At 51.6% G+C, this 12,921-nt stretch carries 10 protein-coding genes, 1 pseudogene and 1 other annotated feature; of the genes and pseudogenes, 5 read left to right on the plus strand and 6 right to left on the minus strand.

Translation table 11 applies throughout. The features are described from left to right. From BZJ17_RS10925 to BZJ17_RS10950, 6 genes and pseudogenes are all read right to left on the minus strand, one after another. Positions 1 to 328: pseudogene (locus BZJ17_RS10925) on the minus strand (ankyrin repeat domain-containing protein); the annotation flags it as partial. A 78-nt stretch (positions 329 to 406) separates the two neighbouring features. Then, positions 407 to 1,948, minus strand: coding sequence for a PAAR domain-containing protein (locus tag BZJ17_RS10930; RefSeq protein ID WP_077640734.1), 1,542 nt, complete (start codon positions 1,946 to 1,948; stop codon positions 407 to 409). 2 nt (positions 1,949 to 1,950) lie between these two features. Beyond that, positions 1,951 to 4,011, minus strand: coding sequence for a type VI secretion system tip protein TssI/VgrG (gene tssI / locus BZJ17_RS10935; protein ID WP_077640735.1), 2,061 nt, complete (start codon positions 4,009 to 4,011; stop codon positions 1,951 to 1,953). A gap of 84 nt (positions 4,012 to 4,095) precedes the next feature. Beyond that, positions 4,096 to 4,614: an Hcp family type VI secretion system effector gene (locus BZJ17_RS10940; RefSeq protein ID WP_077640736.1), complete on the minus strand. Its 519-nt coding sequence runs from the start codon at positions 4,612 to 4,614 to the stop codon at positions 4,096 to 4,098. 361 nt (positions 4,615 to 4,975) lie between these two features. Further along, positions 4,976 to 5,596: an L-threonylcarbamoyladenylate synthase gene (locus tag BZJ17_RS10945; RefSeq protein WP_069590125.1), complete on the minus strand. Its 621-nt coding sequence runs from the start codon at positions 5,594 to 5,596 to the stop codon at positions 4,976 to 4,978. Between the two features lie 90 nt (positions 5,597 to 5,686). Next, a complete protein-coding gene (locus tag BZJ17_RS10950; RefSeq protein ID WP_077640737.1) occupies positions 5,687 to 6,589 on the minus strand; it encodes a PHP domain-containing protein in 903 nt (300 codons plus the stop codon). Positions 6,590 to 7,005: 416 nt separating this feature from the next. After that, positions 7,006 to 7,100: a sequence feature (Trp leader region), on the plus strand. An 83-nt stretch (positions 7,101 to 7,183) separates the two neighbouring features. Here BZJ17_RS10950 and aroF point away from each other — a divergent pair. The 5 genes from aroF (at position 7,184) to trpCF (ending at position 12,876) form a co-directional block, all read left to right on the plus strand. Further along, the gene (gene aroF, locus BZJ17_RS10955; protein ID WP_069590121.1) at positions 7,184 to 8,197 is read left to right on the plus strand and encodes a 3-deoxy-7-phosphoheptulonate synthase; all 1,014 of its coding nucleotides are present in this window, start codon (positions 7,184 to 7,186) and stop codon (positions 8,195 to 8,197) included. Beyond that, positions 8,194 to 9,798 (plus strand): anthranilate synthase component 1, encoded by a 1,605-nt coding sequence (locus tag BZJ17_RS10960; RefSeq protein ID WP_077640738.1) that lies wholly within the window; start codon positions 8,194 to 8,196, stop codon positions 9,796 to 9,798. The genes aroF and BZJ17_RS10960 overlap by 4 nt, the downstream gene beginning before the upstream one ends. Further along, positions 9,795 to 10,409 (plus strand): aminodeoxychorismate/anthranilate synthase component II, encoded by a 615-nt coding sequence (locus BZJ17_RS10965; protein WP_077640739.1) that lies wholly within the window; start codon positions 9,795 to 9,797, stop codon positions 10,407 to 10,409. The genes BZJ17_RS10960 and BZJ17_RS10965 overlap by 4 nt, the downstream gene beginning before the upstream one ends. A gap of 77 nt (positions 10,410 to 10,486) precedes the next feature. Next, positions 10,487 to 11,491: an anthranilate phosphoribosyltransferase gene (gene trpD / locus BZJ17_RS10970; RefSeq protein ID WP_077640740.1), complete on the plus strand. Its 1,005-nt coding sequence runs from the start codon at positions 10,487 to 10,489 to the stop codon at positions 11,489 to 11,491. Continuing rightward, a complete protein-coding gene (gene trpCF / locus BZJ17_RS10975) occupies positions 11,488 to 12,876 on the plus strand; it encodes a bifunctional indole-3-glycerol-phosphate synthase TrpC/phosphoribosylanthranilate isomerase TrpF (RefSeq protein ID WP_077640741.1) in 1,389 nt (462 codons plus the stop codon). Before trpD ends, trpCF begins: the two co-directional genes overlap by 4 nt. Positions 12,877 to 12,921: the final 45 nt, after the last annotated feature.

The raw sequence follows: 12,921 nt of genomic DNA on the forward strand, positions 1-12,921 counted from the left end.
GATCCATTCCCGCTTCCAACATCGCTTTAAGTGCATCTGTCGTTTTGCGCCACATGGCAAAGTAAGCAACAGACTGTGCCCCCTCGCCTTGACCGAATTTGGCGGCAGGGTCGGCTCCTAGCGCCATCAACATTTTGATAGCTGGAATATTGGTATCAGCCACCGCAAAGGCTAATAGAGTGAAATGCTCGTTGCCTGGCGCATCAATCTCTGGCAGTTTTTCCGCCAATGCTTTCGCCCTATCGATATCATGGGCTTTAATCGCCTCGGCAACGGCTAATAATTCCCCCTCAAAGAAGACCTCTGGATAGGGTTTACTGCGGAACATATTTAACACTCCTGCTTTTGCGGTAGCTGATAGTAAGAAAACTGACAGAATAATAAAAATAATGTATTTCATAATGGGTTAAACCTGCTTGGCTAGCGTGTGTAAATCGCCAACTTTACGCTCTTCAATAGCTTCGCGCATCATATCCATACCATGTAGATCTAGCTTTTCTTTTCCTTTCACTCCGGCAAAACTTACAACGGCCGCAGCAGCAGCGCCCATTAAAGAACTATTAGAGCTAAGGCTTGTAGACAAGACTCCGCTGGCACTAAGTGCTAAAGCAGTCAATGATTTAGGTTTAGATAAGGTATGAGTGGTATTTCCAATGGCCGCCGGCGCAGCACGACTCACCAATGGTATATCTTCTTGAAGAAACGTCAGTAACTCTCCAGCAATTCGATAACGGGTGATATTCGCATCACTGCCTTGTTGCTCTTTTGGCACGCCATAGCGCTCGACCGTATTTTCATGTAAACCGGCACCATTAAACGTCGTAACTTGGAAATCACCTGCTTTGGAAGCAGCAGAGGCTAAACCCGCTCCCAAAGAGTGGCCAGTTCCTTCTATACGGCCACTTTCACTCTTTGTTTTGATTCCAATCTGAACGGCTCGCTCGTAATACACTGACTCCTTATTCACTCCTTGAGGCAAATTTGCTTGGCTCCAGTCTTGTCCTTTTTCTGTCCCACGGAATGCCAATACTGGTTTTGCATCTGGCCCAAACACCTTGTGATCTGGCATATACACTTGAGCCCGGAAATTACTTCCTTCAACACGTAAGTCTTTACGTGACAATCCTAAATCATTTAAGTCATCATCATTCGCCAGCTTCCATCCTGAATCATTATCAAAATCCTCGACAAGCTGCTTGCGTCTGTCATCTAGATCATCAACAGGCTTATCTAACGTATAGATGTGATCACTCAGCATCGCTTTTTCAGCCGCGTCCATATCTTGCGTAAATCGTTCAGCAACCTCTGGCTCTTTCTCGCTGGCACGCTCAGTGATCGCTTCTCGTGCTTTGCGCCGCTTGGCTTTAGTGGTGCCTTTTTCTAACACATACAGCATTTGTTCGGGTGAGCCGCCACTTTTTACCAACGACGATAAGGCTTCACCGAGAGGTGGTAATTCCTTGGGAAGCGCTTGCGTGATGGTGCCCTTGAGCTGCTGCTCTGCCACGGACTTAAAATAGCCAGGACTGTAAATCGGTTTTGACCAAAGTGTTTCAACCGGGTTAACCAAAGGCAAGATCCGCAAAAAAGGCGCATTGCTTTTAGCCGCCCCCTCACCACAATCATGTGATGGTGATTGATAAGGTGTATCACCAATAAACACATCGCCTGAACCCGCAGCAACCTGACCGCCACAACCAATGGCATCGCCGACCCGTGAGGCCGGCTTTCCGTTGATGGAAACATTCGACGACCCTGCACTAATGCTACGCCCATGAATACCGTGGGGCATTTTCGGACAAGGGCAAGCATGAAGCAGTACAGGGTCACCTTTGCGGGCTGCTGGCTTGCCATTGATTGACACATCAGGGCTACCGCTAATAATAGGGGTGGCAGGGAAGCAACCATGCCCTGCCGCACTGTCTCCGAGTCTTCCAGCACTTGGCATAATTACCCCCGTCGGTCCGGATCGTCAGGCTGTTGAGGCTTATCTGTCTCATCAGGCTGAACCATAGTAGGTGCCGTGCCTTTACCGGGAGAGCCGCCTTCATTGATCTTGACTTTGGTGCCAGAGATAGTGATCCCGCCGCCGTCAATTTTGACAAAACCACCGGGGCCTTTAATTGTTAACTCATTACCAGCTTCTAGGACAATATTTTTGGCGGTTAAGTAACTCTCATTACTGACTTTGGTCCGTTGGTTAGCACCGATCTCTTTCTCTTCCGAGGCCGTGGCTTGTGTGACTATCCCGCCTTCCACTTTGGTGATCATACCGCCAGAAATAAAGCGACTCAGTTTACCCAAGATACGCTGCACGAGGTTGCGGCCAATTTTCTGGTGATGATCTTGACCAAATTCTTCAACGACATTTTTGCCAACCATACGATGGCTATTTTCCGTCACAGATTGATAAGCGTTGCGCCCGACTTGACGGTGGCTATCCACTCCCACAAATTCGCGATGGATGTTTTCGGTGACAATATCTTGGTCTTTCTGCGCATGGATGTAGATTTGCTCGATAGACGCTTGGTCTTCAAAGCGGATTTCATTCGATCCTTCACCCTGGTGGGTTTGCGTTTTGAGCACCGTGCGCGTTTTGTGGTTAGGAAGCAAATACGGTGGCACGTTCGTCGCGTGGTAAGTGCGCCCGGTAATAATCGGTTGATCTGGATCGCCGTTAAGGAAAGATACGATCACTTCATGGCCGATGCGAGGGACTGCCATAAAGCCGTATTGTGCGCCTGCCCAGCCTTGGGAAACGCGAACCCAACATGAACTGTGCTCATCTTGTTTGCTTTCTCGATCCCACGGAAAGTGCACCTTCACGCGGCCGTGCTCATCACAAAAGATTTCTTCGCCTTTCGGACCAACCACTTCGGCAATCATGGGCCCATCAACTTGCGGCTTAGGCTGTGGGGTGGCACGCCATTGTCTTGTCGCAGGGATCACTTTAAAATGGTTATGGTAGGTGGTTGCACCGGTTCCGCCCTCTTCTTCCAGTGCCTGAGGCTGCGTACCCACATGCGACACACTCACCACCAACCAATCTCGGTTAGCCGGTTTGTGCAAGCTTTCAATCAAATCAAATTTCACACCCGCTTGCAGTGCAGGGACATTACTTTGACCCTGAGCGGTTGAGGCTTCACGTCGTAAAAACTCGTTACGAATGCGGGTAAATGCCTTACCGCTGGCATCGTCTTTGTAGCGGCCAGGGGCATCAAAATATTCATAGTCCGTGCGCTGATAGCTAGTGCCATCCGCCTCATGGGGCTGAAGAAAACTGTAATCCGGCTTTTTAAAGCTATAGTCCTTGAGGACGGTTTTATTCGACTCACTTTGGTCACTGATATCAATGTGGCGAACATAAGGATCGCTATAAGTCCCTCCAGAAAGGCTATTTTGCTCAACGGGCTTGGCATACTTTTCTATAAGTGATGAGTCGTCGTAGAAGTGCACTGTGTGCTTATCTTCTAAGTGGGTAAAATAGTAATTAATCCCTTCTTCAGCAGCGAGGCGATGCAAAAACGCTAAGTCGCTTTCTCTGTATTGCACACAGAATTCACGCTCAGGTAACTCTCGCTTGAGAGTAAAGCTAACATCAGTAATTCCCATCTCTGTTAATAACGTTGAGATGATGTCTTTCACTGTCTGGTGTTGGAAAATACGGCTATTTTGACGTAACGATAAACGCTCTAATGACGGCACCAGAACAAGGGAATAAAAAGTATGGTGGTGACCGATGTCTTTATGTGTGAAGCGACGAACAATACCGTGTACGTACTGCACGGGTTCTTCGTTGCGAAATACCGTTAAAAGCGCTTTTTTATCTACCGTTTGCTCGGCAGTAATTCCCGATTGGCGGCTGGCGAGCGAAATATCGTAGCGATAACCATACAAAGGCTGACCGCCTGCATAGCTATCAGACACGGACTCATGCCCTTGATATTCACGTACAACAAAGGTGTCTTCTGCTAAACCGTCTACAACCAGTGAAAATCTCAGCGTTGCCATTACTTATGCCTACCTCTATACATGGGGAAAACAAGCAGCCCACTGTGCCAGCGGGCCACTCGATTTATATCGCGTATCTTGATATTACGCTTCGATAGGCTTACGCCAGTCGTCTGAACCAGAGGTACCAGCGTTGACGTGATCCCACGTAATTTTACGGTATGACATAGACACAGTTAGGTTCTGAGTAAAGTCATATTTGGCCGGGTCTTGGCAGTGTGGCATTTCACAGTGAATATCAACGATAGAGGCGCTTTCCAATTTAGTGGTAAAGAAGTTTTCTTGCTTACCTTCAATTGAAGTGCGATACCACTTAAGCTCGACGGTAGACATTTTCTCACCTGATGCCAGCGCGTTATAAAGCAAAGGCACAGCTTTGTTCAGCGAAACAGTAAACTTAAATGGCTTATGAACACGTTGACCTGATGGTTGACCAGATTGCGGGTCAGTTGGGACGGTTACATTGTGATCAAACTGCTGAACCAGCATTTCATCTTCGTGGCCTTCAACAAAGGCATCGCCGATTGAGTCAGCGGTGCAGGCACCGGCAGTAATCAAACCCTGAGTTTCACCTTCAATCGAGATATAACATGGAGTTGGCATAATTGCTCCTATCAGTTTTTAGTCGTTAGGCATAACCACCTTGGCTATGCGTCGAGCGTCTTCAAGCCAATTTCATGCCAACTATTTTGTTGTTTAATATCAGAACCTTATAAATAGCATGACCAATTTTTTGTACGCATCAAGCAACTTTTTGCTCACGCAGGCAAAAACTTGCTTGGAAAACGACTAACAACAAAACAGCGATAATCATGACGGAGAGGATAAAAAAACGCCCAGCAAGGCGGCTGGGCGGGAATGGAAGGTCAACATGACGCTGACACAACATCAGAACTAGCACATTGTCACAATGCAATTGCACTGTATGAGTAGCTACGGCTCATGGTGATATTTGGTTCATTTTTTATTCAAATGGTTGTGGATCACCACTGCCGTGGCGGCGAATTTCTGGGTTGCCTTCACTAAAATCAACCACTGTGGTGGGATGCTCACCCAATACGCCACCGTGCATAATCAAATCCACACTGTGTTCGAGATGATCACGAATCGCCTCAGGGTCTGATTCGGTAAAATCATTGCCCGGCAAAATCAATGACGTCGACATCAAGGGTTCGCCCAACGCCTCGAGCAAATCAAGCGCGATACGGTTATCCGGTACGCGAATACCAATGGTCTTACGCTTCGGGTTCATTAATCGGCGCGGCACTTCTTTCGTCGCCTTCAAAATGAAGGTGTAAGCACCGGGGGTGTTATTTCGAATCAAGCGAAACGCGGTATTATCCACCCGAGCGTAAAGCGATAACTCGGATAAATCACGACATAGCAACGTAAAGTTATGGTCTTTGTCGAGATCACGAATCCGGCAAATGCGTTCCAGCGCCTGTTTATTTTCTAGTTGGCAGCCTAATGCATAGCCCGAATCGGTCGGATAAATAATGACCCCACCATTTCGGATAATCGCCACCGCTTGATTAATCAACCGCGCTTGCGGATTCTCTGGGTGGACGTAAAAAAACTGACTCATGGTTCCTCCTGCTTTAGCTCTGCCACTTTAGGATGCTCAACCGCGATCCAGCGTTGGTGGCTAGCGCGCCGGATAATCCTTCTTATACGTCTATTGTAACGCGTCTGGCTTGTCGCTATCTAGTTGATTTACTGATTGCCATTTTTGTTCAGCCGCGTCTAACCATGTCCAATCATGCCAAACCGGCTGACTGTCTTTGGGTAGCCATAAATTGCGTCCCAGCTCTGTCCACGGAGAAGGATAATGAAAATCCGATCCCAGCGAGGCCAACAATCCATAATCTCGCGCATAATCGGCCAGTAAACGACGCTCTTGTTGCGACTGCTGAGGAAGAGCGACTTCGATAGCATCGCCATTGGCTTCAGAAAATGCAGCCAGTAATCGTTTCAACCACTTGGCTTTGAGCTTGTATCGCCCTGGGTGAGCAAGCACCGCCTGCCCGCCGGCCTCATGGATCGCCGCAACCGCATCTGCAATCGAACACCAATTAGGCGGTGCATAGCCGGTATTCCCTCGGGTTAAAAAGCGCTTAAAACAGGCTTGCATGGTTTTCGCGTGACCTTGTTCGACCAACCAGCGTGCAAAATGGGCACGGGTCAGCGGTGCATCGCCAGCCAGTTCACGCGCACCAGCAAGAGCCCCTGTGTAATGCGAGCGCTCTAACCGCTCAGCAATCAGCTCAGCACGTTGTTGGCGTCGCTCAGCTTGTTCGGCAATCAATGCGGTTAATGCCGGATGCTGGGGGTCGACATTTAATCCCACAATGTGGATATCAAAATTCTGCCACAAGGTCGAAATTTCGATGCCGTTGACCAGCGTCAGGGGCAAGTTTTGATGGTCGATTTCTGCTTGCGCCTCCACCAGCCCAGCGGTGGTGTCGTGGTCGGTAATCGCCAACACGCCCACGCGACGCTCGACCGCGCGCTGCACCAAATCTTTTGGTGATAGACGGCCGTCGGAGGCAGTGGTATGGCTATGTAAGTCAATGATCATGGTGTATCGGGTTTCCTTAATGCGCTCGCGCCTTAGCACTGTCGGTTTGTGTCTTATCAGCCTGAGGCTGAGTACGCGCCATGCGGGCTCTGTCGATGCGAATGCGCCAAGTTAATCAGCGCTCGGCGAGCACGGTGAATATCTTTGTTTTTTATTATCGTGTGCTTATTCCGCACTTTTTCTGCATTCTTTTCGATTTCCCCGTTGACACAGAAGCAAAATATCAGTTTACTAGTACACAAGTTAACGCGCACCACTTCTCCGTCTCGGGGAGCAATATGGCGCTAAGGGTAACAGTCACGACGGAGTCTCGCAGCATGTATTTCAACGCCGCGTCTAGATCACATTCGATTCACACTGCACCCACTGCCGAACAGGCCGTGAGTGTGTTGGCGACATCCATGACCTCTGTTGCGCTTATTTGGTGGCACGGCTCCTCACGGGCGGTGTGACGCGCTGTATAAACAGCTACCTTATTCACAACGCCCGCCACTGATGCGGGCGTTTTTGTCTCTCAGTTTTGCCATCACGCGTTATCGTGCCACTACGCATTCAACCACGGTAACCCGCAACCATAATTGATAAGGATATTTGATGATTATTGTACTTAAACCCCAAGCCACCGAGCAGGATGCCAACGTCCTCCTCAATCAAATCGAACAATGCGGGTTAAAACCACTTTATATGCCGGGTGTGGAACGCATTGTATTGGGCGCACTGGGTGATGAACGTGTGTTGCAACAGTGTCATTTTGAGGCCAACCCGCTGGTTGAGGAAGTCAAACCGATTTTAACCAAGTACAAACGCGTGAGCCGTGATGTGCAGCCGCACGACAGCGTGGTGCATATCGGCAATGTACCTGTAGGCGGTCAACACTTCGTGGTCATGGCAGGCCCCTGCTCGGTGGAGTCGGAGTCTCAGTTGCTATCCGTGGCGGAGCGCGTTAAAACCCATGGTGCACGTGTATTGCGGGGCGGCGCCTTTAAACCACGCACCAGCCCTTATGATTTCCAAGGCATGGGGGTTGAGGGACTAAAGCTACTCAAACAAGCCAGTGAGCTGACTGGCATGCCAACCGTGTCAGAAGTGATGGAAATTAGCCAAGTCGACGCGGTGTGCGAGTACATTGATTGCTTGCAAATTGGCGCACGTAACATGCAAAACTATGGCTTACTCAAAGCGGTAGGCGAAACTGGCAAACCTGTCTTGTTAAAACGTGGGCTTTCCGCCACTATCGAAGAATGTTTGCTGGCAGCGGAATATATTGTCGATGCGGGTAACCCCAATGTGATTTTATGTGAACGCGGTATTCGCACTTACGAAACCGCCACACGTAACACCTTGGATTTGAATGCCGTGGCCTTGATGAAGCAACGTAGCCATTTGCCAGTGTTGGTCGACCCAAGCCATGGGACGGGTGTGCGAGAGCTGGTGACGCCACTATCACGCGCTGCGGCGGCCGTGGGCGCGGATGGCATCATTGTGGAGAGCCACTTAAACCCAAGCGAAGCACTGTCAGACGGTCACCAAGCCTTAACCGGCGATATGTTCGCGCAGCTGATGCAAGAACTCACCCCCTTTGTGCAAGCGGCAGGGAGAAAGCTGTGAACACTCATGATCCCCAACATGGCGAGCTTGATACGCTCCAACTCTCGGTGCCTTATGTGGCTGACCCGACCGAGTTGTATGCCGCCGTGTGCCAAGATAAGCCTTATAGCATGCTGTTGGAGTCGGCAGAGATTGACTCCAAACGCAACCTTAAAAGCCTGATGCTGATCGATGCGGCCGTGCGCATTGAATGCCGCGGGCAGCGCGTCACCTTACAAGCGCTCACTCATAATGGCAGTCATTTGCTGGAGAGCATCGCCCAGAGCGCAGCGCTGAAAGCCCTCGCCTGTGAGGTAGCGCAGGCCAACGAAGGAGACTTCCTCGCCCTAACGTTGACGTTCCGCCATCCCAACGACAATGGCGCGCTGTTGGATGAAGACGCCCGTCTACGCCAAGCGTCGGTGTTTGATGCCCTGCGTGTTATCAAACAAAGTGTCGCGTTGAATAACCAACCTGACGACGCGCTCTTTGTCGGTGGCCTTTTTGCCTATGATTTGGTGGCCAGCACTGAAACCCTGCCAGCGGTGGAGGGCTCCGAGCACTGCCCCGACTACCTTTTTTATGTTGCAGAGAGCTTGCTGGTGATTGACCACCAGCATCGCCGAGCGCGCTTACAAGGCACCTTATTTGGTGGTGATAACGCCCGCGCCCACTATGTGGATTTATCKCGTCGTTTGCAAAGCATCAAAGAAGCCTGCTTATCGCCTGCACCGCTTCCAGAAGCGCCCGTGGTCACCGATCATAGCGTCGCGGTTTCTGTCTCTGACTCAGACTTTTGTCAGCAAGTCGACGCGCTGAAAAAGCACGTGATTGCCGGTGATGTGTTTCAAGTGGTGCCATCGCGCCGCTTTACCCTCGCATGTCCGTCACCGCTCAATGCTTATCGAGCGCTGAAGCGTGGCAACCCTAGCCCGTATATGTTTTATCTGCGCGATAGCCAATTTAGCTTGTTTGGCGCCTCGCCAGAAAGCGCCCTTAAATATACTCAAGCAACCAATCAGGTTGAGATTTATCCCATCGCCGGTACGCGCCGACGCGGGAAAACTGCCCAAGGCGATATTGATCACGACTTGGATAGCCGCATTGAGCTTGAGCTGCGCAATGATGAAAAAGAAAACGCCGAGCACATGATGCTGGTCGATTTGGCCCGCAACGACGTGGCACGAATTAGCACGCCCGGCAGCCGCCATGTTGCCGATTTGCTCAAAGTCGACCGCTACAGCCACGTCATGCACTTAGTTTCTCGGGTGGTGGGTCAGCTGAAACCCGATTTAGACGCGCTGCATGCGTACCAAGCCTGTATGAATATGGGCACGCTCACCGGCGCACCTAAACTTCGGGCGATGCAGCTCATCCGTGACACCGAACAATGCCGTCGTGGCAGTTATGGTGGCGCCGTGGGCTATTTTACCGGATCAGGCGAGATGGATACCTGCATTGTGATCCGCTCTGCCTACGTTGAAAACGGCCTTGCCACCGTGCAAGCCGGCGCGGGCGTGGTGTTTGATTCTGACCCACAAGCCGAAGCGGACGAAACCCGCGGCAAAGCTCAAGCGGTGATCCATGCGATTCAAACCGCCCACCAAGGAGGCCAATCATGAGTACCCCGCAAATGGACATCGTGCTGCTCGATAACATGGACTCCTTTACCTACAACTTGGTGGATCAATTTCGCGCACTGGGTTACCCGGTCACGGTGTTCCGCAATCATTTAGAGGCCGAGGCGATTGTTCGTCATATTCGCTCCCTGCCCCAGCCGCTGCTAGTGCTCTCGCCCGGCCCAGGTGCGCCTTCCGATGCCGGCTGTATGCCCGAGTTGATTGAAAGGCTGCGCGGCCAAGTGCCGATGCTAGGGATTTGCCTGGGTCAGCAAGCGATCGTCGAAGCGTACGGCGGCACAGTCGCCGGAGCTGGCACCATCATGCACGGCAAAGCCTCAGCCATGCACCACCAGCAACATGCGGTATTTGGCCCATTGGCATCCCCACTCACCGTGGCCCGTTACCACTCGCTGGTGGCCACTGAGGTGCCGGCCAGTTTGGATGTCATCGCCACGACCTTGGATGGCGACGATCAGAAAGTAATGGCCGTGGTGAGCAATACCGACTACGTGGTCGGTTATCAATTCCACCCAGAATCTATTTTGACCGCACAAGGTGCTGCCCTGCTCACCCACACCATCGATTGGGCCAGTGGCTATTATCAGCGCTAACAACATTAGCGCTTACAACAACACGTGCCAGATAAGCACGGAGCTCGAACAGACAAATACCGAGGTTAAGTACAGTGATGGATCAACTACTAGAGACGCTCTACCAACAACAGTCACTCAGTCAAGCGCAAAGCGAGCAGCTGTTTAGTGCGATCATTCAGGGCGAGCTCGAGCCAGCGCGATTAGCGGCCGCATTAACCGCATTAAAGATTAAAGGGGAAACGCCTGAAGAAATCGCAGGGGCAGCAAAAGCACTGACTGACAACGCCGAACCTTTCCCCCGCCCCAGTTATCCGTTTGCCGATATCGTCGGCACGGGAGGCGATGGCGCGAACACCATTAATATTTCAACCACGGCCGCCTTTGTCGCCGCGGCTTGTGGCGTGAAAGTTGCCAAACACGGAAACCGCGGGGTGTCGAGCAAATCGGGCTCATCGGATTTACTCGCCGCCTTTGGCATTGACTTGGCGATGCCTGCCGACCACGCCCGCGAGGCCTTGGATAATCTGGGCGTTTGCTTTTTATTCGCCCCGCAATACCACACCGGCGTACGACATGCGATGCCCGTGCGCCAAGCAATGAAAACACGCACCATCTTTAATCTGCTTGGGCCGTTAATTAACCCAGCGAAACCCAGCATTGAGCTGATGGGCGTGTACGACCAAGCCCTAGTTGCGCCGATTGCACAAACCATGCAAAACCTCAACATGACGCGCGCGGCCGTGGTTCATGGTGACGGTCTGGATGAAGTGGCTATCCACGGCCCCACAACGGTGGCAGAAATCACCCCAACTCACATTGAGCATTACACCTTAACCCCTAGCGACTTTGGTGTATCCCAACACCCGCTGGACAGTATTGCTGGGGGCACACCGGAGCAAAACTGCGCGATGATCAGCGCGATTTTGCAAGGTAAAGGCACCGACGCCCAGCAAGCCGCGGTGGCCGTCAATGTGGCACTATTGCTACGCTTATTCGGACAAGAAGACTTGAAAGCAAACACACAACAGGCCTTGGACGTGATGGCGTCGGGCAAGCCTTACACCATCATGCAAGCGTTAGCACAAAGGAGCGCAGTATGACCACCTCAGCCCTCAACGACACCATTTTAGGCCGCATTGTCGATGACAAGAAACGCTGGGTAGCCGCGCGCAAAAGTGCTCAGCCGCTGGATAGCTTTATCGACCAACTGACGCTCAGTGATCGCGATTTTCGTGCTGCACTGGCCGCGCCGGGGTCACAGTTTATCTTGGAGTGCAAAAAAGCCTCACCTTCAAAAGGCCTGATCCGAGAAGACTTCGATCCAGCCAGTATCGCCCGTGCTTACCAACCCTTTGCCGCGGCCATTTCGGTTTTGACGGACGAGGACCACTTTCAAGGCAGTTTTGACTTCTTACCGATCGTGCGCGCACAAGTCGATGCGCCTGTGCTTTGTAAAGATTTTATTATCGACCCGTATCAGGTTTACCTCGCACGTCATTATCAAGCCGATGCAATCTTATTGATGCTATCGGTACTCGACGACGCCGAATACCGCGAGCTGGCCGATTTAGCCGAGTCGCTAAAGCTGGGCGTGCTTACTGAAGTGAGCACCGAAGACGAGCTCGCACGTGCCAATGCCTTAGGGGCGGTGGTAATTGGGATTAACAACCGGAATTTGCGCGATTTAAGCATCGATCGCGACCGCACCAAACGCTTAGCACCACAAGTGGCCGAAAAAGCGATCGTGATTTCAGAAAGTGGCATTCATAGCCACCGCCATGTGCGCGATCTTGCCCACCATGCGGATGGCTTTTTGATTGGCAGTGCATTAATGGCAGAGCCCGATCTTACCCTCGCGTTACGTAAAGTGATCTTGGGAGAAAATAAAGTCTGCGGGCTCACCTCCGCTGATGATGCCCTCGCCGCCTATCAGGCAGGCGCTGTCTACGGCGGACTCATTTTTGTTGAGCACTCCCCGCGCGCGGTGACACCCGCCGTGGCCGAGCGCGTCCAACAAGGTGCGCCACTTCGCTATGTCGGTGTGTTCCAAAATCATGCGCTAGACACCGTGGCTGAGTACGCACAACAGCTCAGCCTTCACGCGGTGCAACTGCATGGGGATGAAGATGCAGCGTATCTACAAGCATTGCGTGAGAAGCTCCCTGAGCACTGTGAAATTTGGAAAGCGCACGGTGTCTCTGATGTCGCACCGGCTTTAGACGGCGTGAATGCGGACCGTCACCTTATCGACAGCCGAGTCGGCCAACAATCTGGCGGCACGGGTAAAACCTTTGATTGGCATCTGATCCCTAAAACTGCCAAAGACAAAGTCATGATTGCCGGCGGGCTCACCCCCGAGAATGCGTCCAAAGCGGCCGAACAAGGTTGCCTTGGGCTGGATTTTAACTCCGGTGTCGAGCATGCGCCTGGGGTGAAGGATGCCAACAAGTTAAACGCGGCGTTCCGCGCTCTTCGCCGCTATTGATTTTTCGAGATAGTTGATTTAGCTGAGAGGATAGATGTCACCAAG

Source organism: Salinivibrio sp. IB574 (assembly GCF_001996205.1).
Lineage (GTDB): Bacteria > Pseudomonadota > Gammaproteobacteria > Enterobacterales > Vibrionaceae > Salinivibrio > Salinivibrio proteolyticus.